We start from the raw sequence: 21,095 nt of genomic DNA, 5'->3' as shown, positions 1-21,095 counted from the left end.
TTAGCTATCGAAATGAAAAGCCTTATCTGTTTACTTATTTTGTGCGCATTTGCGTTTGCCTCTTTTGCACAGACGCCTTTCAACTATAAATATAAATCCCGTTTAGACCTGATGTGGAATGGCGGATTTTACATTATTTATGTCAATGAAAACGGCGATGCCCTGATCGTAAAAGGAAATTACAACCGAAAAAACAACGACGATGCTCCCGATTATAAAAATGTCAGCGTGAGCAAAACTTTTAAATTAAAATCCGCCAATGAGTATTTTGCTGCTTTGAGGAAATTAGCCACCCTGCCACGAAATGATAATTTCAATGACAACGGCGACTGCCCGTTAGCCCAGCTATATTTTAACGGGCAAAAGATCTTCAGTGGTTCTTATATGATCAATTCTGCGATGGAGTTCCAACGCCCGTTAATGGGAAATTTACCGCGCAATTTTAGTCCTTACCATCAGGAATCAAATCCCTGGTACCAATCCCGTTAACGCTCAATGATACTCTTCAGATCCGCCGGCGAATAATTGATAGATTTCAGCGTTTTGTTATCGTTGGTACGATAAACCAAAAAGCGTTCTTCTTCCTGCAGTGCGTATGATTCGCTACCGTCTTTCGCTTTGTAGTGGGCGATGGTAGCGTTAGCTTCCTCTTCAGATTTGCAGGCTTTGCTCATATTAGAGCGGTGCACCTCATCAAACAATTCTTTAAATTTATCGGCCAGGCCAAACTCAAGAATGGCACCGGCAAGCACGTATTGGATATCTGCCAAAGCATCGGCAATTTCAACGAGGTTATTATCATTTACTGCATCCTGTAGTTCTTTCACCTCTTCGGCCAGCAGGGCAACACGCAGATCAGAGCGTTTTCTGTCGGGGATGGCGGGGCTTTCTAAAATAGGGTGTTTAAACGTACGGTGAAATTCGGCAACCTGGTTTAATGCTTGTGCTTCCTGCATGATAGTTTTGTTATGGTCTCAAATGTATAAAATCTGCCGTCATTTAGGTTTCTGTGTGGAAAAATCAGTGCCTTGTGGATATGACAATCAAATTGCATGTTATAACATCTATTTACTTAAATTTACATTATGGAAATAGGCATAGATAGTTTTGCATCAGCATTGTACGGCTCTAACGAGTTGACACCCGTTGTTGCCATGGAGCAATTATTGGAACGTATTGAACTGGCCGACCAGGTTGGTTTAGACGTTTTTGGTATCGGTGAACATCATAAAAAGGAATTTCTGGATTCGGCACCGGCCGTTATCCTTGCTGCGGCGGCCGCGCGTACCAAAAACATCCGCCTCACCAGCGCCGTAACCGTACTAAGTGCTGCCGACCCGGTGCGCGTTTTCCAGAGCTTTGCCACGTTAGACCTCATATCAAAAGGCCGCGCCGAGATGGTGGTTGGCAGAGGTTCATCCATAGAGGCCTACCCTCTTTTTGGTTTTAAACTGGATGATTACGATGCACTGTTCCGCGAAAAGCTGGCTCTGCTGCTCCAGATCCGCGATGAAGAATTTGTGACCTGGAGAGGCAAGTTTCGCGCAGAATTAGCAAACCAACCGGTTTACCCGAGGCCGTTGCAGGAGAAGTTACCTGTATGGCTGGGCGTAGGCGGCACCCCGGAATCATTTGCCCGTGCAGGTACGCTGGGTTTACCATTGATGGTAGCAATTATCGGTGGGAATACCTCGAGATTCCGCCCACTGGTTGATCTGTATCGTGAAGCAGGTGCCCGCGCAGGCTTCACTCCTGAGCAGTTGAAAGTTGGCTTACATTCGCCGGGCTTTGTTTCCGACGATAACCATAAAGCCGTTGAAGAATACTACCCGGGCTACGCCGAACTATGGACCAAACTGGGCCGGGAGCGTGGTTGGCCGCCTGTAACCCGCAATCAGTTTGATAGCCTGATAGCACCACAAGGTGTGTTAGTAGTTGGCGGACCGGAACGTGTTGCCGAAAAACTACTGCGACACAGTGAAGCCCTGGGTGGCGTTGACCGCTTTACGTTCCAGATGGATAATGCGGGTTTAACACATCAGCAACTGATGCATTCTATTGAACTGATAGGCACAAAGGTTATTCCGCTGATGAAGGCAGGTTGATAACGATCTTCAAATAATACCATAGATGACCTGATTAATACCACAATCAGCGGCACTTTTCGTCGTATCTTTACATATAAGATCATCGGGAAACATTATGACAAGTTATGGTCAACTGGCATTTTCAGATGCCGCAAAAGCTTTGCAGGAACAGTTTGGCAGCCGCCGCGCTTACGAACAGATGGAGAAGCGCAACGTGGTGGACGGCCTTACCGATAACGAGATAGGGTTTATCAATAACCAGGATCACTTTTATATGGCCAGCTATGGCGAAAATGGTTATCCGTACATACAGCACCGCGGCGGGCCAAAAGGATTTGTTAAAGTGCTTAATGCACAAACTTTGGCCTTTGTAGATTTTGCGGGCAACAGGCAATACATATCGGCAGGTAATATTGAGACCAATCCAAATGTATCGCTTATCATGATCTCGTATCCGCACCGTGCAAGGTTAAAACTGTATGCAAAAACCAGGATAGTAGAACTGAACGAGGAACCGGAATTATTTGAGCAGATAGACCCTGCCGATTACAAACACCACCCAGAGCGCATGATGGTGCTGGATGTACAGGCTTACGACTGGAACTGCCCTCAGCACATCACCCCACGTTATACCGGCGAAGAAATTGAACATGCCTTTGCCCCGCAACGCAAACGCCTCGCCGACCTTGAAGCCGAAAACGCAGCCCTTAAAGCAGAACTGGAAAAACTTAAAACAGAAAAGAAATGATAACACTAACATATCCGCCAAAAAACAGCGATAAAGTGGTTAGCTGGCAAGTGCGTTTAGACCGCCAGTTATTTAAATATGAATTGAAAGAAGATGCCAGCCTTGCAATAGCAACATTGCAAGACGGCGATAAACTTGTTGAAGGGGTAAACGCCATTGACGCTTACCTTGACGAACTCGATACCCTGGTGAACGGGTGGTACGAAGATCGTTGCGACAAGTACGAATTTGATGCGGATAAAGCCACTCCCATCTTCCCGTCAAAATCATAAGCCTTGTAAATTCCTGCCAAGCTCGTATCTTTCGGCATGCTGCACAAGGAATTTGAATCGCCGGAGACATTGCGCGATACCATTAAATGCTTTTGGTACACCTGTAATGATTTTGGCGACCAAAACGCCGGTTTTGAGGTAGTCCCCGACGGCTATGCCGAGATCACTTTCCATTTTGGCGGCAATTTAAGCAACATATCACCAAACGGTGACCTGCAACTCTTAGCATCGCCAATTATGGTTGGCCTGCTCAACCATCCGCTGATATTTCATGTAAAGGGCAAGTTAGAAGTTATCGGCATCCGTTGTTACCCCTGGACGGTATTCGACCTGCTTGGCCTGCCATCAGGCAACGGCGGTGTGCAGCAATTTGAACATCCGCTGGCAAAGCTGCATCCTGTATTAGCACAATTAATGGCTGCCGGTAAGCCCGAAGAAGCGATAAACATCCTGAAAGATTATTTCCTGAATGCGGATAAAGAAACTACTGCAGATAATACGCTGTTCAAAGCCGGCACGGCCATGACTAAAGCTAAAGGAAGCATTGCGGTTAGTGAGGTAGCCGAAGCCGCACACGCCACTGTGCGCACCCTCGAACGTAAATTTAAACAGGCCGCAGGCCACACCGTAAAAGATGTAGCGGGATTGATGCGTTTTGAGCAGGTACGCAACCGCCTGTGGGCCGACCCTAAAGTTAACCTTGCCGCACTTTCCCACGAACTGGGCTATACCGACCAGGCCCATCTCAGTCGCGAATTTAAACGTTACAGCGGCACTACGCCTGCCGCATTTGCCCGCAAGGCAAAGGAAAGGCATAAGAACTTCAACAGTGAGATTGTCGCATTTGTACAATCCTGACCTTTAGCAAACCCTCACCTTTGTGTATCGATCATTATCAATATGAAAACTACACAAGACAATACCTTATACGATGTTATCATATCAGGCGCAGGCCCGGTTGGCCTTTTCCTTGCCTGCGAACTTGCACTTGCCAAATGCAAGGTGCTGATACTGGAACGGGCCGAAGAACCGCACTCGCCGCTTAAGCAGTTACCATTTGGTTTACGCGGATTAAACTCACCATCTATTGAAGCGCTTTACCGCCGCGGCTTACTGCAGGAGATGGCGCTGCACAAGCGTTTCAAAACCCCGCATATCAGCAGCAACCCTAAACCCGGTGAGAAAGCGCCGGGTGCCGGTCACTTTGCCCGCATCCCGTTTAACAGGGCTAATTTCGATACCACCCAGTGGAAATACCGTTTGCCAGGCTCATTAGACACCAGCATTTTTACGTCGATGGAAGAGATCGAAGAAGTGTTGTACCGCCGTGCCGAGAACCTTGGCGTAGCCATTAAGTACGGCATTGGTGTTACCGGCTTCGATCAAACCGATGATTGTGTTACTGTGCAGGCTGGTGATCAAACCTTTCAAAGCAAATGGCTGGTAGGTTGCGATGGCAGCCGCAGCGTGGTACGTAAAGCAGGCGGCTTTGAATTTGCCGGTACCGAACCCGAGTTTACCGGCTACACTGCCAAAGTTGACATTGCCGACCCTGAAAAACTGCATACCGGCGGCATCACTACGGAGCGGGGCATGTACCTGCTATCGCAGGTAGATTACCTCATTATGCAGGATTTTGACGGCGGTGCTTTCCATAACTCCGGCCAGCCGGTAACCTTGGAGCATGTGCAGGCAACATTGAGAAGAATATCTGATACCGACGTAACCATCACTGCCCTGCATCTCTCAACTACGTGGACAGACCGCGCCCGACAAACCACTGCCTACCGCAATGGCCGCGTGCTATTGGCCGGAGATGCCGCACATATCCACGCGCCGCTTGGCGGACAGGGCTTAAACCTTGGCCTTGGCGACGCCATGAATTTGGGCTGGAAACTTGCCGCTACCATTCATGGTCAAGCTCCCGAAGGTTTGCTGGACACCTACTATACAGAACGTTACCCTATTGGTGCCAAAGTGTTAGACTGGTCGCGTGCACAGGTAACCATCATGAAACCTAACCCGCATTCGCAAGCCTTGAATGCCATCATTCGTGACCTGATAGACACCCGCGATGGTGCAACTTACTTTGCCGGCCGGGTAATGGGCCTCAACATGCATTACGATCTTAACGGTAAGCATCCAATGGTTGGCTATAGCGTACCGGCCATCGAGTTTGAGAATGGTACCAGCATCAATAACTTAATGACCGACGGCAAAGGCGTCTTACTTTCTTTTGAAGATGATAGTCAATTAAAATCTTTTGCAGATACCAATCACCTCAAATATATTTCCGGCACAGCCAAAGAAACTTTTGGTGTGAAAGCCCTGCTTATTCGCCCTGATGGCTTTATTGCCTGGGCAACTGATAGCGAAGCTGATATATCCGAATTAACCGAAGCTGCACAACGTTGGTTTAAATAAGAGATTATCAACTTTTAAAAGGTGTGTTAAACAGCTTGTTAGGCTTCCAGTAGATGCAGTCGTTTTTGAAATCGAGGATCATGTTGAAGCGTTTAAGCACTCCTCCGCCGAGGTAATTGAGTGGCAGACCCGTGGGGTTGCGTGTACCTAATATCTGCGTGGGTACGTTTTGAAGTTTGAGGCCGTTCAGTTCAAATGCAGGGGCTTGTACTACCTGCGTTTTAAATTCATTACCCCGCGGATCGTGGAGAACAATGGTTCTTAGCAGCGGCAGTCCGCTTGCAAATTGTGTGCGGGCAGCCCATGTGCTATCCAGAATAATAGAGCTTTCGGCACCGGTATCCATCAGGAAATTACCGCTTAATTGCTGAGAGCCTTTTATCATAAAACCCTTAACGATCATGAAAGAATGATCAAAGTTCAACTCCGACCTCACATATCCTTTTGGCGCTTTGATCAGTTTGCCCGAGTGCACGATCATCAGGCTTTTATCAAAATCCAGTTCTACTTGTTTGCCTTCAAACAGCGTCCAGCCGAAACGGCCATCCATATCACGGGCGGTATTACCCGTCATTTCAAATTCGGGGTTGGTGTAAGTAAGTGAACCGATTTGTAGTTTGGTTACCTTAGCCAGCTTTTCAAAATCGGGATTGGCCCTATCAGTCAGCAAACCCGTTTTATTGATGATGGCATCTTTGGTTAAACGCAAGCCCCATGAGCCGGTATCAAAATGCAGCAGCACGGTATCTTTATCGTTTACAACGGCTTTAAAGCTGATGGCCTCGTGTGCGGTAAGTATAAAAGGAATGGTATCGTGCGCAACCCTCAACTGTTTTTGCTCAGGCGGTACGGCGCTTTCTATCCGCGTAAAGCAGGAATCTTTCCCGTTCAGTATCGCCACAAAATCAAACCTTGAACCGGGTTTTACTTTAACTTTTATCGAATCGATATCGGTATAAAATGTTACGTATTTGGCCTTGCGGGTACGCTCGGCGGTGTAAACATCCAACTTTATTTTTGGCGATAACGACCAGGCATTTTTATCCAATACTTCGCCATCTTTAATAGCCACCCTGCGGGATGTAGCTTTGATAACCGGCAGTTTAGTTTGCGCGCTTACCGATGCGCTTATCAGGATGAGGAGTAACAGGTTCAGATATTTCATGATGCGGTTTGATGCCAAGTTAGGATTTTATCACGAGCGTATAAAAATCAAAGTTAAATATTCATTTCATCAATTTGTGTACGTACACGATAATTGTATATTTGATTTATAAACCTGAAGAAGCAATATGCTCACCGACAATAAAACAGAAAAAAAGCGCTTAGTATCACTCGACTTTTTCCGCGGACTAACCATTGCGGCCATGATACTGGTGAACACGCCCGGTGATGAAGAACACGCCTACGCCCCGCTCAAACACTCGGCATGGAATGGCTGTACCCCTACCGATCTGGTTTTCCCGTTCTTCCTGTTCATGGTTGGTGTATCTATTGTTTATGCGCTTGAAGGTAAAAAAGCCGATGCCGCTAATCACCCTAAAATTATAGGTGGAGCTTTGAGGCGGATGCTGATCCTTATTGGTTTAGGCCTGTCCATCTTCCTTTTTTATAAGTTCGATTTTGCAACCCTGCGTTTTCCGGGCGTGCTGCAGCGTATTGGTGTGGTTTATTTTATAGCCACTTTCATCTATCTGAAAACCAACGCCAAAACACGTTACTGGCTATTCGGCATCATCCTTATCAGTTATTATGCCATCATGAATTTTATTCCCGTGCCGGACGGGCACCCTGCCAATCTGGAGCCGCAGTATAACCTCGCTGCCTGGGTTGACAGGGCTGTGTTCTCGCTTAACCACATGTACAAATACGCAAAAGGCTGGGATCCGGTAGGTTTATTGAGTACCTGGCCGTCCATCGCTACTGCATTGTTTGGCATTGCGGTTGGCGAGATTTTAAAGAACAAAGAATTCGCACCCAAAACCAAATGCAGCAGACTCTCCATCATCGGCATTTCCGCTACCGTCTTGGGCTTACTGGCCGGTCTGATATTTCCTATCAATAAACAGCTTTGGAGTAGTTCTTACGTGCTATACACCGGTGGCTTAGCTACCCTGGGATTAACAGCAGCTTACTGGCTGATAGATATTAAAGGCTATAAAAAGTTTACCTGGTTCTTTGTAGTGTTAGGTACTAATGCTATTTCCGCTTATGTACTCTCGGAGATAATGCCGGGCCTTATCAATTTTATTAAAGTACAGCATAACGGGGTAAAAATGCGGGGTATGGCTTTTGTTTATGAAACTATGTTCCTGCCCTGCTTTTCGCCCGCAAATGCTTCCCTGCTTTTTGCTGTTTGTTTTGTGCTGCTGATATGGTTGTTCATGTATATTCTATACAAAAAGAACATCATTATTAAGGTGTAGGGGTTACACTTCACACAGGAAATATTCTATCTTTGGTTCCCGACCAATGAAAAAAGCAGCAACGGAACTAACAGGCGTTAAGGAAATAGCCCGCAGGGCAAACGTATCTATCGGCACGGTTGACAGGGTGATCCATAACCGCGTTGGCGTATCTGAAAAAACCAAACAGAAGGTAAACGCCATCATCGAGGAACTCAACTTTCAGCCCAACAAAATGGCCAGTCTGCTGGCTACACGCAAAAGCATGAATTTTGCCGTGCTGATACCCGCCGTTTCTGCCGATACCGATTACTGGAGTTTCCCGCTTACGGGCATTGAACAAGCCGCTGCCGAGACCAAACAATTTGGCGTTTCGGTTAAGCATTATTTTTACGATCTGGATTCTAAAGAAAGTTTCACCAAAGCTTCTCATGAATTGTTAAACGATGCTCCTGATGCGGTTTTGTTAGCGCCATCATTTGTTGAGGAATCTGCTGTACTGGCCGCTAAACTCGATGAACTGAAAATTCCGCTGGTATTTATTAACTCCGATCTGGCTGATCAGAATAATCTCGCTTACATCGGCCCTGACCTGTATCAAAGCGGCAGACTGGCAGCGCAACTCATCAGCTTATCCTTACAACAACAGGATAACGTACTCATCGTTAACATTTCCAGTGACCTGAAGAACGACCATCACCTGGTGCGTAAGGAGCATGGTTTTAAAAAGTTTTTTGAGGATGCCGGAAGCAAAACAAAAGTAGCTACCCTTAATATCAACGAAACCAAGCTTACCGCAGTAGAACAATCGCTGATGCAAACGCTGGATGCCTCGCCTGATGTGAAAGCCATATTTGTGACCAACTCGCGTGTAAACATTGTTGCTGAGATATTGAAAAAGCACAACCGCAACAACACTCTGCTGGTAGGCTACGACTTCCTAAAAAAGAATATCGATTACCTCGTGAGCCAGCAGATCACCTACCTGATATGCCAGCGACCAAAAGAACAAGGCTATCTTGGCATCATGGCGCTTTATAAGCACCTGTTTAAGGTAAGCGAGGTAGAAAGATCTGTTTACATGCCTATCGATATTATTACCAAAGAAAACTACTTGTTCTACAACAGTTGATCTGCCTCTACCCGTTTTGCTTCAAAACTTGCTTTAGCGAATGAGCCGGGCTGATGAAAATCAGGTTTTTCTCCGCTCAGTTTTACCCAGCTTATAAAGTGAGGTGCAGGTAATGCATCGCCACATTTGGCAAAGTTTACCGCACAATCCAAGTCGGATAACGACTGCAATTTGCTGTAGCTGAATACAGATAACGGCAGGTTCACGATTATCTCCCACCTTATACCACCACCGGATAAGCGGTTATCAATATCAATAAAAAGGTTATCGGCCACTGTACGCATCAAGCCTATGGGTATAAATTTGCGGTGGTACCTGTTTTTGCCGTAAGCACCTTTTACCGAACCCAGGCAGTTAAACTCAAAGTTGTAATAATTGGCATCATCGCCAAAGGCAATGAAAAACTCCACACAGTTATCCTTGTGCACATCGCCGTTTATTTTGTGTTTGCGGGCACGCAAGTGAGGTTCAGTTACCGCAAAGCGCAATTGTACGCCCTCGTCATGGTGTGAGACAGAAAACGCGACCGCGCACGACAATTCGCGGCCGGTTTTCCATGGCTCATTCTCAATCTTATGTAAGGGCAATTTTTCAGTATTCTGTGTGTTTAGCGGCAAATACGGAATAGATAGTAACGTCATTTTATTTTGGCTAAACGATCATATAAAACCCTGATCTTTTGGCTGCGCAGGATGTTCTCTTCCTCTACCCCACCCGGGTGCAGGAAGCCGCCGTTAAGCTCAGCAAACTCTTTGCTTAAACGCGGTTCGTCATCTAACAAAGCTTTCACTTTAGCGGCATAAGCCGGCACCTGTTCTGCTGTAAAGGATGGCGCATTTACCTCGCTCTCTATCAGCATAAAGCGCAGGTAGTAAACGCGGATCTCTGCCATCAGCAAATAGTGGCGATATTCTTCCAGGCCTTTTGCGGGCTTCAGTTCTTTTAGAGTTTTCAGCGAGTTTTCTGCAGTATCAAGCAGGTTGGCAATACTCAAACCTTGCTTAGATATCACCTTACCCCGCTGAACATTGTATGGCGCCGCGAACAGGGCTTTACGCAATTGCGCAGCTTTATCTTTATCGAAACCATAATGTTCTTTGGCATACTGATCAATGAACTGCTCTACAGGTAAAGCGCTCTTGCCGGCAAGGGTATTCAGGTAATAATCAACCAAAATATTGAAACCACTTAGCGGATATACGTGCCTTATGGCAAACAGGTCTATCAGTTCATCTTCAGATTCAAATAAAGAAGAATACACGCCTGATGTTGACCATGAGGTTATGACAATCCCCTTGTAGTTCAGTTTGCGCGATAGCGGCACAAAATCATGGATATTGTTAAAATGCTTTTGCCAGTCGGTAAGGAAATAGTTATCCGGATAGCTCCTTATAGACGGCGAGCCCCAGATCTCGTAACCCGAGTTAAGCAGTTTGGTATGGTCGCCAAAATGGTTCACGTCCCATCCGTAATTCCAGTCGATAAAGATGGTTTCTTTGGGTAGCAACTTAATGTAATCGGGATATTTAAGGGCAATATCGGCCCAGACTATTGGCCTTTTGCCCAGGCTTACCACAATATCACACAGCATTTTAACATGGTCAAAGTATAAACGGGACAGCCCGATTTCGGCTGCCCGTTTCTTACATTTTTCGCAGTGGCCAAGCAGGTATGTCTCATCGCCGCCTATATGCAGGTAAGGCGAGTTGTGCGTGGCTATCATATCCTTATAAAGCGTAGTGAATAAGGCTTTATTCAGTTCAGGCTCACTTGGGCAAACCTGGCTAAAATCCTTCTGATCTTCGCGCTGTGCGGCATATTTGTAGTTTCGCAGAATGTACTCTACGTGCCCAAAGCTTTGCTGCAACGGGATCACCTGTACCTTTAGCGACTTACAGTAACTAATAAATTCGGCAACTTCGGCACGCGTGTAAGCGTAGCGGTTGGCTATGAGCGGTTCTTTCTCAAAAGGATAGCTTCCTTCCCACTCCATTACAATGGTGTTAATGCCGCGCTTGCTCAGGTCGTTCACAAACTTTTTAAGCGCGGGCAGTTTCATCACCTGGATACGAAGATCGAGGTGAAAGCCTTTAACGGTAACGGGATCTGTGTCGGCAGGTTTAGCCGATGCATTAAAGCACGTGCTGATTGCCAACAACAGTAATATAACGCTCTTTTTAAGGTAAGTTCTCATAGTGATGGTATTGCCCAATAATAATAGTTATTTAAACCGGTAATTAATATCCGGGATTTTGCTCCAGTTTGGCATCCTTGTTCAGGTCGATCTCTGATTGCGGAATAGGCAGCAATTTGATCTTATCGCTAACACCGGTAATTTTTAAACCACGGCCCTGGATCCTTTGCGCCAGCATACCGGTACGCATCAACGTCATGCGACGGTTCTCTTCGCCTATCAGTTCGCGCACGCGCTCATCCAAAATAAAGTTCATGTTGATATCGCTTGCTGATACTGTGCCTGCGTGCGCTCTGTCACGTAAAATATTAATAGTAGTTGCAGCTTCGCCGGTTTTGCCTTGCTTTAGCTGGGCCTCGGCTTTAAGCAGGTAGGTTTCGCCCAGGCGCATAATAATGAAATCTTTTATCATACTGCTGCCAAAGGTATCATTAGGGTCAAACTGATCCCATTTGTTTGTCTTAGGAACGATGTTGCGGTTGGTATCGATACCGGCACCCGGCAACACACGCTGACCATACTTAGGCGAAGAAGGATCATTATAGTAATAATTTCTGCGAAGGTTGTATTGCGAGTTGCGAATATCGCCCGCCTTGTAAGCGTTCAGCACATAGTAAGTTAAAGCCATACGACTAATGCCCCTGCCGCCCAACGAATCGCACAGCAGCATGCCGGGCGTATTGTAATACCTGCTGCCCCAAGCCCTGCGGTGCTGCGAACCCGTAAAACGGAAACCCGGGAACCTGTCCAGCCTGTCGGGCCCGGCGCCGTTGGGTACCGATGCGGGATTTTCTGTTTCTTCAACCCAAATGGCCTCGGTATTACCCTGCGTGCGGCGCTGGTTACCGAAGATGAACATATCTGCAAAGTAATCGCCCGGCTGGGTAGCTTTTATACCATAACGCGCCTGTATCAGGCTAAACTGCCCGCTGTTGATAATGGCATTACATTCGGCTTCAGCCTCGGCATCTTTGCCGCCTATACGCAAATAAGCCTCAGCCAAGAGCTGCGATGCCATGGCTTTGTTAGGTAATGACTTGTTGACGTTATCATCAATGTTCGGCGCATTCACCTTGGCAAAGTTAAGGTCGGATACAATCAGGTCGTTGATCTGTGTAACAGGTGTCCTGGTAAAATCTGTTTTAGGCGCAGTCAATGGCTCCGTTATTAGCGGAACGTTACCGTAAAGCGTTGCCAGGTAATTATAAGCCAGTGCACGGTAAAACATGGCCTGCCCCTTTATCTTGTTCCTGAAACCTGCACTTACCGGCACCTCTCCTTTATCAATGTTCAGAATAACCACGTTAGCATTATTGATAATGTTATAAGCCCATTTCCAAACAAAGGCTGATGATACATCGGCAGAGTTTAGCTTCTCGTAATTGGTGTACGGGATGGCCATTGGGTCAAGGTCATCGGGTGCTTTATTATAAGCTACATCGGTACCCATTTGCCAAACGCACAAGAAACCCTGATTGCCGTTATCATTCTCATTCATGGTGTTCCAAAGCGAGTATTGGCTTTGCAGGCCGATGATGCCCGCCTCAAAGGCCAGCGAATCATTCAGGGCTTCGGGCGTAAATTTTGAGTATACCTTCTCGTCCAGAAAAGATTTCTTGCATGCCGATAGTGCGCACAATACTGCTATACCTACCGCTGCTAATATTTTATATTGTTTCATGATGGTTCTGTTTAACGGAGTGTAATGTTAGCGCCTAAAATGAAGGTGCGCACCAATGGGTAATTCAGACTGGCATCGCCGGCATTGGCATAAGAAACCTCAGGGTCCCAGCCGTGCCATTTGGTGAACGTAGCCAGGTTACGGCCGCTTGCATAAACGGTTAGTCCGCCTATTTTAAGTTTGCTCAACAACTCTTTGGCGAAGGTGTAGCTCAGCGTTACATCTTTAATGCGGGTAAAGCTGGCATCCTCGGGGTAACCGTACCCCAGGTAGTTTACATAGGTAAGCTTAGGCCTTATGTTGCTTTGGTTAGCCTCTGTCCAGTAACCCAACCCGGCAGGCAGGTTTTGGCGCCCACCAAAGTCGATAAAGTCTATCGCCTGGTTATTCTTGGTTACTCCCTGTACAGTTTGGATAAACACACTAAGGTGAAAGTTTTTATAATGGAAAGTGTTGGTGATACCGCCCGTCCATTTTGGTAAGGACTGGCCCAGCACCATCTGGTCTCTACCGTCTGATGAGATGTTTCCGCTGCCATCCAGGTCGGCAAATTTAAGGTCGCCGGGCGTGGCATCAGGGTCATGGCCGGCAGGATTTTCGCCTACTTTCCACACACCAACCTGTTTATAATCATAAATTACATAAACCGGCTGGCCAATGAATAAGCGATTGCCGCGGTCGTCCTTTTTATCGCCGTACAGGTCAACTATTCTGTTTTTATTGGTAGAGAAGTTGAGGTTGGTTTCCCATTTAAAATCGGCACCGTTAATGTTTTGGGTGCGTAATGAGATCTCTAAACCTTTGTTGGCCACCTTACCAATATTGGTTACCACCTGCGAGTAACCTGTGGTGGTAGGCAATGCGCGGTATAAAACCAGATCTTTGGTACGGGTATCATAAGCCTCTATAGTACCGGTGATGCGGTTGTTCAGGATAGCGAAATCTATACCCACGTTGCTACCGTAGGTGCTTTCCCATTTCAGGTCGCTGTTGCCCAATACATCGGCAATTACACCGGTTATAGGCCTGCCGTTTGACGGGATTGAGGTTGACGTAAACGTTGAGATAGTAGAGTTAGGTATTACTGCCGACTGGTTACCCGACAAACCATAAGAACCTCTCAGCTTTAAGTTATTAATGAAGGTAGAGTTCTTCAAGAAACTCTCGTTACTGATATTCCATGCCAATGCTACCGACGGGAACAGACCATATTTATTGTTACTTGCGCCGAACGCAGAGTAACCATCGCGGCGTGCAGTTGCTGTTATCAAATAACGGCTATCATAAGAGTAATTTACCCTCAGCATTTGTGATACCATGCGGGTATCGATAGATTCTGACTGAGCCTGTACCGAGTTGGCACCTGCCAGGTTATTAAAACTCAAAGCATCGTTAATAAAACCGGTTGCTGTAGTTGATGATGAGAATGTTTGGTTCTGCTGTGCACTGTACAAACCCGTAAAGTCGATGTGGCTTTTGTTCCAGTTTTTTTCATAGCTGAAGATGTTCTCTACAATCCAGCGTTTTTGATCGGTGTTTGATACATCGGCGGTACCGCCTGCAATATCGCCTGCCAGCCTGCCCGCATAGTTGCGGTAAACGCTTGGTGTAGAAGTATAACCCGCGTTAATGCGGTATTTAAAACCGGCAAAAGGTTTCAGTTCGGCAAATACGTTGGCGATGATGTTCTGGCGCCTCTGCTGGCGGTCGTTAAGTAAACCCAGCATCGGGCTTTGGATAGCTTGCTCGCCTTCCATCGGGAAGATGGCATAAGTACCGTTAGGGTTTTTGAAACGCCCATACGGACTAACCTCTGCCGCCTGCTTTAAACTGGCCCGACCACCATCTGCATTATTATTCACGAGATTAAGGTTTAAACCTGCCGACAGATAGCTGGTAATTTTAGCATCTATATTTGAGCGGATACTGGCACGTTTGTTCTGATAGCCTTGTATCACACCTTTCTGACTAAAATAATCACCGGATACGTAGTATTTCACATCCTCACTACCACCAGATATGCTGAGGGTATGATCCTGTATAAATCCTTGTTGCTGTATCTTCTTCAGCCAATCGGTAGTGATGCCTTTTTCGTAATTCTCCAGTTCGTATTGATTAGGAACGGCCAGGTCATTATCAACACCGGCTTGTTGTTTCCAGTCGGCATACTTTTGCACGTACTCTGCCGGGCCCATCGGCGCAAAGGTGTGCGCAAAGTTTTCGTAACCTGCATAGGTATTAAAGGTGATAGCTGCCTTGCCGGTTTTACCACGTTTGGTAGTCACCAGGATAACGCCATTGGCACCGCGGGTACCATATATGGCCGTGGCAGATACATCTTTCAGCACATCAACAGAAGCAATATCTGTTGTGCTGATGTCGCTCAGATTGGCATTCTCAAACGGAATACCATCAATAACTATTAAAGGCGAAGTTGCACCATTAATGGAATTAACCCCACGCACCAATACCGACGGAGATTGCCCCGGTGCGGCAGTACTTGCCGATATGTTAACACCCGCCACAGCACCCTGCATGGCCTGCAGCACATCGCCAACCGGCAATTGTGATAAGCGTTCTTTAGAAAGTGATGATACTGAACCGGTAACGTCTGAGCGTTTAGCCGTACCATAACCTACCACCACTACCTCGGTAAGTGCTTTGTTTAACGATTCGAGTTTTATCTGCAACGGGCTGTTGCCATTAGCTGCAAGATCAAATGGTTTGTAGCCAACGCTGGTTATCTCAAGTGTGGCTCCATCGGGCACGGTCAGTTTAAATGTACCCTGGGCATCGGTCATGGTGCCGTTGGTGGTGTTTTTAACGCGTACAGATGCACCGGGAACAGGCTCATTTGTTCCGTTGTCTGTTACTTTACCTGTAATGGTTTTGTTTTGTGCGTAGGCCGTTGTGGTGAGTAACAACATGCAACAACATATTGCTGCCAGCCCTCGCCCTGCAATTTTAAGCGCCCGGTGTTTTTTAAGGGACACCAAAATACCCGGTGGTCGAAGTTTGATCATAAGGTTAATTTTTAAATGGGTTTAGTTAGTTTTTTATTTCAGTTTATTCAGAACACGCAAATAGTTTCAGAAACACGCCCCGCAACACCACCGTTTTGCCAGATCAAAACCTTCTGCAGGGCAAAAACACACAGGTATAAAACCTTATAAAGAAAAGCGCAATACAAATTCGTGTACGCAAACAATTAAATTGTGTACGTACACGTAAACAAATATAGTTACTTAAATGAGTTATCCAAATTTATTTTCGGTTTGTGGGGAATTTTGGGAAGCAAGGGGTGATAACCGATTCAGAAACAGCGAGGATGTTGGGTAAAATAGCCCTATAAAAGTTGTTGGTGACAACACCAACAACGGCTTTTTAGCCCTAAAAATTCCAAAATGTCATTGCGATCCGCCGGCTGGCGGAGAAGCAATCTCACAGAATAAGCATGCTAACCTACCTACGAGATTGCCACGTCGCTGGCGCTCCTCGCAATGACATATTTTGGAGAGCTGGTGTTGGAAGCGTTCTGCTGCCGTCGGCTGAAAGCTGACACCTTGCTCAGGCACGAGTTGGAAGCCCGTGTTGACTTCTTAAAAACAAAAAAAGGAGACACAAGGTCTCCTTACACAGCTTGTTGAGGTTTAGGTAATTAATCAACTGTATTCAAACTGTTAGTATCGGCAAACAACACACAGCTATTGTGCGTGCGTAAAATAGTTGATGGATAAGTTTCGCTCACCGGCGCGGTAAGGGTATAGTTAACGGCCGCGCGTTTGTTGGCACCCGGCACCATGCAAAACAGGTGCGCGCCGCTCATAAGTGTTGGTACAGTAAGCGTAATGGCATATTTTGGCACATCATCTATCCCTTCAAAACAGCCATCATTAACCTGCTGCTGTCGGCAAGCCATATCTAACGTAACTGTTTTAACAGCCTTGAGATCGTTAAACTCAGCCACATGCGGGTCGTTAAAGGCAATGTGGGTATTCTCCCCTATTCCCATACAAACGATATCTGTGGGATGCGCTTTTAATAATACAGCATAGCGTTCACATTCCGCCTCAGCATCACTCGCATTTCCATTAATGCAATTCACACTTTTAAATGGTACACGATAAAAAATACTGCGCTTTAAAAAACTACTGAACAACTGTGGGGCATTATCCGGCAGGCCCAGGTACTCATCCATGTGGAAGGCGTTTATCCTGTCCCATTCAATACGCTCATCAGCTATTAGCGCACTCAAAAATTCGTCTTGTGATGGTGCTGCCGCAAAGATGATGTTGATATCGCCTTTTGTGCTCAGCAACTCCTTTATCTTATCGCTCACCATTGCGGCAGCGGTTTGGCCAAGTGCAGCCCTATCTGGCAGTACCAACACTTTCAGTTTATCTTTTTGTATTGTTTTTATCATTGTTATATCTCAGTCTTTCAGATCGGCATAAACTACCTTGCCACCTATGATGGTAGTGCTCAGGTTAAAGTCATCATCAAATATCACCAGATCGGCCAGTTTGCCGGTGGCGATGGAACCCATGCTATCATAAGCTTTCATGATACGGGCGGGTGTAGCTGTCATCATGATGATGGCATCCGTTAAAGGTACTTCGGCTAACTGCACCATATTCTTCACCAGGTCTATCGCGGTTGCCACACTGCCGGCAAAGGCTGTACGGTCGGGCAGTTTGGCTACGCCGTCTTCTATTATCACTTTAAGGCCATCGTCCAGTCGGCCTAAAACGCTCTCGCCGGGCGGCATACCTGCCGCGCGCATGGCATCTGTTACCAAAGCAATTTTATCGGCACCTTTTATTTTGTAGACCAATTTCAAAAGCGCGGGCGGCAAATGGCGACCATCTGCAATTATCTCTACCGTCATATCATCTATCAGGTAACCGGCTTCCACCACTCCCGCGTAGCGGAAAGCATTGCGGCGCGATACCCCCGACATGCACGAGTAAAAATGCGTCATGTGGGTAAAGCCGTTGGTATAAGCTTCCACCACATCCTCATAAATAGCATCGGTATGGGCTATAGAACCTAACACACCTTTATCTTTCAAATACTTGCCAAACTCGATTGCGCCATCCAGCTCCGGTGCAGCACTCCATCGCTTTACAATGGATGATCTATCCAGAATCACCTTATATTCTGCAGGATCGGGCAGGCGTATAAATCTTGGATCCTGCGCACCGCGCTGCTCCATGGAAAAGTAGGGACCCTCGATATGCATCCCCAAAAAACGTGCGCCATCAGTATTTAAAGGTTCAGCCTGTTCGTAAAGCTCCAGCGTGCGCATCAGCGACTCATGTTCGCAGCTTAAGGTAGTTGGGGTAAAGGCAGTGGTGCCATATCGGGCGTGCAGTTTGGCTATTTCCAGATAAGCTTCCAGAGTATTATCCATAAAATCATAACCTGCACCGCCATGCACATGGATATCTATAAAACCCGGCGAAAGGTAATTCCCCCCGGTGTCTAACACCTGGTTTGCAGCATGATCTACCTTATCAATTAATGCGATCTTTCCACCGGCAACATATAGAGAAGCACCGTCAAGAATATCATTTTCAACAATGATGCGGGCATTTATTATTTTAAGATCATATTGTTCCATGGTAATTTCTTTTGTATAAACTCCAACGTTTTACTTTATGCCCGCGGAAGGCATAAAAGATCAAATACAAATAGCAGGGCAACAGCACCCAATATGCTTCGCGAAGGCCTAACTGGTCGGCAAAATGGCCGTAAATAAGCGGCAGGATGGCGTTGCCGCAAAGCCCCATTATCAGCAGTGATGCACCCAGTTTTAGATATTTACCAAGGTTATTTAGCGCCAATGGCCAAATACCTGCCCATATCATAGAATTGGCAAAACCCAGCATCACCATAAACCATATAGAAACATCGGTACGGTGGCCGATGAAGGTTACCCAACCTTTTGTGCTAAGAATAAGCATCGAAAACACCAGCCCCAACACCGTACAAATGCGCAAAGCGGTACGCTGCGAAATAACCTTAGGTATTAAACTGATGCCCAGCAAATAACCGCAGATTGTAGTAAAAAGAATGTATGAGGGGAATACCTTTGCCTCGGGCAGGGAAAGCCCCATGCTTTGCGCGTATGGAATGATGCTATCGATAGCGATAACCTGTGAGCCTACATGGAAAAAGATAGCCACAGCGCCCAGCATCAGATGCGGAAAATGGGTGAGCTTAGTTTGCTCTCGTCCCTCTTCTATATCATCGCCTGCAGGTTCTTCAATATCCGGCAGCGGCGAAAACCTGATAAGGATACCCAATAGCGTTAACACTACTGCAACTACTGAATAAGGGACGATAACGCGTTGTATCAGCTCATTAAGCACCTGCTCTTTATGAGCCAAATCCATATTGGGGATGGCTTTCATCAGTTCGCTATCGCCGGGTTTAATGATAAAAACGGCCAGAATAAGCGGCGCGATAATACCTGCAGTTTTGTTGCAAATACCCATTATGCTGATACGCTGTGCAGCCCGCTCTTGAGCACCCAGGATGGTCACATACGGATTAGCCGCAGTCTGCAAAAGCGCCAGCCCCGTACCGATAGTGAACAAGCCTGCGAGGAACAGGTAATAGGAACGCGACATAGCAGCCGGTACGAACACGGCGGCCCCTGCTGCCATAATCCAAAAGCCTATCATCATCCCTTTTTTGAAGCCTATCTTCTTTAATAAATATGCCGCAGGGACAGAAATAACCAGATAAGAAATATAAAAAGCAAAAGCTACCAGGTACGATTGAAAGTTGCTTAGTTCGCAGGCGAGTTTAAAGTACGGGATCAGTACGGCGTTTACCCAGGTGGCAAAACCAAATACAAAAAACACCACGCATATAATGGCTAATGGTATAATATTGTTTGGTTTGGTATTGGTCATATACTTGTATCGTGTACGTACACGATACAAGTATATGTAAATAAATTGAAAAAAGAATTTTCAGGGAATAAATTTATTTGATTTCGATATGGCTGCTTTTGGCTTTCTTATCTACATCGTTACTGAATATTTTCATCCATGGTTTATCAGCAATGGTTTCCGTTGAGCCGCAATATTTCTTCAATGAGTCGAGGTTTATTGCGTATATGCTTACTGCGGCTTTCATTTTCGTGTTCAATACCTCTGATGCTCCCCTTTTTATCACTCTCGGATAAAATGCCGTATCAAGAGCATGTTCGCAAAGCATTTGGGCTTCACATTCAATAAAAGCTGTATCGCAGCAGGTGTATTCACTTACCAATACATCTGATGGAGAATTGTTTACGATGGTTACCTTCAGCTCAGGAGGTGTTTCGAGTAAGCAGGATTGCAGTAATAATAATAATAAAATAAAGGCCGTACCCGCAATTCTCATAAGCCGAATATACTCAATTTTGCCTGGCATTAATTTTATCCCAACTATCGTAAAAAGCATAGTAAACAAATCGGCCTTGTATCTATTTATATAAGCATACAAAGGACTCTATCTATGGAATGGAAGCATGCTAAGCCGCTAAAGGATGTAAATACAATTACGCAGGTTGAACAAGAATTAGGCGTAAAATTCCCTGTTGCCTTTACAGAGATCATTAAAGAGCATAATAATGGCTCTCCTAAATCGGATACTTTTGATACCGAAAAACGCACCGGCAAGGCTTTTGGCGAACTGCTGAATTTTAACCTCACTGAAAAATACAACATCCTTTACGAGTACAGTTTGATAAAAGACAAACTGCCACCAAACGTTATTCCCTTTGCAGGCGATGCCGGCGGCAACTACCTGTGTTTTGATTACCGCAGAAGTGCAGACGCCCCTACCATAATACGCTGGGACCACGAACAACAATTTGAAATTATTGAAGACGAACTGGTAGTACCAGACCATGATCAGGAATATCAATATTACGCCTGCGATTTTGTTGCGAACAACTGGAAGGAGTTGCTTGAAAAACTTTACACTGAGGATGATGACGAAGATGACGATGAGCCTGCGGAAATTATCTGGGAAAACTTTATGGACGAAGAAAAACTAAAAGAACTTGACAACCAAAATTTTGCCCAGGTTAACGCCCGCCGCATTCAGCAGGGATTAGCTCCTTTGAAACGGTAAGGCGTTGCAATTGCTCTCT

General features: G+C 46.1%; 19 protein-coding genes. 9 read left to right on the top strand and 10 right to left on the bottom strand.

Annotated elements, in window-relative coordinates:
* Positions 1–12: 12 nt before the first annotated feature.
* On the top strand, positions 13–489 hold the full coding sequence (locus tag D0C36_RS18830) for a hypothetical protein (RefSeq protein WP_117393204.1): 477 nt from the start codon (positions 13–15) through the stop codon (positions 487–489).
* On the opposite strand, the gene D0C36_RS18825 is transcribed toward D0C36_RS18830, so the two are convergent.
* Positions 486–956 (bottom strand): pyrophosphohydrolase domain-containing protein, encoded by a 471-nt coding sequence (locus D0C36_RS18825; RefSeq protein WP_117393203.1) that lies wholly within the window; start codon positions 954–956, stop codon positions 486–488. The genes D0C36_RS18830 and D0C36_RS18825 overlap by 4 nt on opposite strands.
* Positions 957–1,085: 129 nt before the next feature.
* Here D0C36_RS18825 and D0C36_RS18820 point away from each other — a divergent pair, with 129 nt between their 5' ends.
* From D0C36_RS18820 to D0C36_RS18800, 5 genes are all read left to right on the top strand, one after another.
* Positions 1,086–2,105: an LLM class flavin-dependent oxidoreductase gene (locus D0C36_RS18820; RefSeq protein ID WP_117393202.1), complete on the top strand. Its 1,020-nt coding sequence runs from the start codon at positions 1,086–1,088 to the stop codon at positions 2,103–2,105.
* A 97-nt stretch (positions 2,106–2,202) separates the two neighbouring features.
* Positions 2,203–2,835, top strand: coding sequence for a pyridoxamine 5'-phosphate oxidase family protein (locus tag D0C36_RS18815; protein ID WP_117393201.1), 633 nt, complete (start codon positions 2,203–2,205; stop codon positions 2,833–2,835).
* Entirely contained in the window at positions 2,832–3,107 is a 276-nt protein-coding gene (locus D0C36_RS18810; protein WP_117393200.1) for a hypothetical protein, read from the top strand. The genes D0C36_RS18815 and D0C36_RS18810 overlap by 4 nt, the downstream gene beginning before the upstream one ends.
* 36 nt (positions 3,108–3,143) lie before the next feature.
* The gene (locus D0C36_RS18805; RefSeq protein ID WP_117393199.1) at positions 3,144–3,965 is read left to right on the top strand and encodes a helix-turn-helix domain-containing protein; all 822 of its coding nucleotides are present in this window, start codon (positions 3,144–3,146) and stop codon (positions 3,963–3,965) included.
* 42 nt (positions 3,966–4,007) lie between these two features.
* A complete protein-coding gene (locus D0C36_RS18800; protein ID WP_117393198.1) occupies positions 4,008–5,531 on the top strand; it encodes an FAD-dependent monooxygenase in 1,524 nt (507 codons plus the stop codon).
* A 7-nt stretch (positions 5,532–5,538) separates the two neighbouring features.
* On the opposite strand, the gene D0C36_RS18795 is transcribed toward D0C36_RS18800, so the two are convergent.
* Positions 5,539–6,696: a hypothetical protein gene (locus D0C36_RS18795; RefSeq protein WP_147322045.1), complete on the bottom strand. Its 1,158-nt coding sequence runs from the start codon at positions 6,694–6,696 to the stop codon at positions 5,539–5,541.
* Positions 6,697–6,823: 127 nt separating this feature from the next.
* Here D0C36_RS18795 and D0C36_RS18790 point away from each other — a divergent pair, with 127 nt between their 5' ends.
* The gene (locus D0C36_RS18790; RefSeq protein ID WP_117393196.1) at positions 6,824–7,957 is read left to right on the top strand and encodes an acyltransferase family protein; all 1,134 of its coding nucleotides are present in this window, start codon (positions 6,824–6,826) and stop codon (positions 7,955–7,957) included.
* A 46-nt stretch (positions 7,958–8,003) separates the two neighbouring features.
* Positions 8,004–9,068 carry a LacI family DNA-binding transcriptional regulator gene (locus D0C36_RS18785; protein WP_117393195.1) on the top strand — a complete coding sequence of 355 codons (1,065 nt, stop codon included), beginning with the start codon at positions 8,004–8,006 and terminating at the stop codon, positions 9,066–9,068.
* Here the strand turns inward: D0C36_RS18785 and D0C36_RS18780 are convergent.
* From D0C36_RS18780 to D0C36_RS18745, 8 genes are all read right to left on the bottom strand, one after another.
* Positions 9,056–9,709 (bottom strand): carbohydrate-binding family 9-like protein, encoded by a 654-nt coding sequence (locus D0C36_RS18780; RefSeq protein ID WP_117393194.1) that lies wholly within the window; start codon positions 9,707–9,709, stop codon positions 9,056–9,058. The two genes, D0C36_RS18785 and D0C36_RS18780, sit on opposite strands and share 13 nt — an antisense overlap.
* Entirely contained in the window at positions 9,706–11,262 is a 1,557-nt protein-coding gene (locus D0C36_RS18775) for a beta-N-acetylhexosaminidase (protein WP_117393193.1), read from the bottom strand. Before D0C36_RS18775 ends, D0C36_RS18780 begins: the two co-directional genes overlap by 4 nt.
* A 43-nt stretch (positions 11,263–11,305) precedes the next feature.
* Positions 11,306–12,943, bottom strand: a complete 1,638-nt coding sequence (locus tag D0C36_RS18770; protein WP_117393192.1) for a RagB/SusD family nutrient uptake outer membrane protein — start codon at positions 12,941–12,943, stop codon at positions 11,306–11,308.
* Between the two features lie 11 nt (positions 12,944–12,954).
* The gene (locus D0C36_RS18765) at positions 12,955–15,966 is read right to left on the bottom strand and encodes a SusC/RagA family TonB-linked outer membrane protein (RefSeq protein ID WP_199502060.1); all 3,012 of its coding nucleotides are present in this window, start codon (positions 15,964–15,966) and stop codon (positions 12,955–12,957) included.
* A gap of 635 nt (positions 15,967–16,601) precedes the next feature.
* On the bottom strand, positions 16,602–17,366 hold the full coding sequence (locus tag D0C36_RS18760; protein WP_117393190.1) for a glucosamine-6-phosphate deaminase: 765 nt from the start codon (positions 17,364–17,366) through the stop codon (positions 16,602–16,604).
* Positions 17,367–17,375: 9 nt separating this feature from the next.
* Positions 17,376–18,566, bottom strand: a complete 1,191-nt coding sequence (nagA, locus tag D0C36_RS18755) for an N-acetylglucosamine-6-phosphate deacetylase (protein ID WP_117393189.1) — start codon at positions 18,564–18,566, stop codon at positions 17,376–17,378.
* Positions 18,553–19,866 (bottom strand): sugar MFS transporter, encoded by a 1,314-nt coding sequence (locus D0C36_RS18750; protein ID WP_117393188.1) that lies wholly within the window; start codon positions 19,864–19,866, stop codon positions 18,553–18,555. The genes nagA and D0C36_RS18750 overlap by 14 nt, the downstream gene beginning before the upstream one ends.
* A gap of 73 nt (positions 19,867–19,939) precedes the next feature.
* Entirely contained in the window at positions 19,940–20,341 is a 402-nt protein-coding gene (locus tag D0C36_RS18745) for a hypothetical protein (protein ID WP_147322044.1), read from the bottom strand.
* A 114-nt stretch (positions 20,342–20,455) separates the two neighbouring features.
* Here D0C36_RS18745 and D0C36_RS18740 point away from each other — a divergent pair, with 114 nt between their 5' ends.
* Positions 20,456–21,076, top strand: a complete 621-nt coding sequence (locus D0C36_RS18740; RefSeq protein ID WP_117393186.1) for an SMI1/KNR4 family protein — start codon at positions 20,456–20,458, stop codon at positions 21,074–21,076.
* The last annotated feature ends 19 nt before the right edge of the window (positions 21,077–21,095 follow it).

Source organism: Mucilaginibacter conchicola (genome assembly GCF_003432115.1).
GTDB lineage: Bacteria > Bacteroidota > Bacteroidia > Sphingobacteriales > Sphingobacteriaceae > Mucilaginibacter > Mucilaginibacter conchicola.
This window is presented reverse-complemented; position numbering and strand designations above follow the sequence as displayed.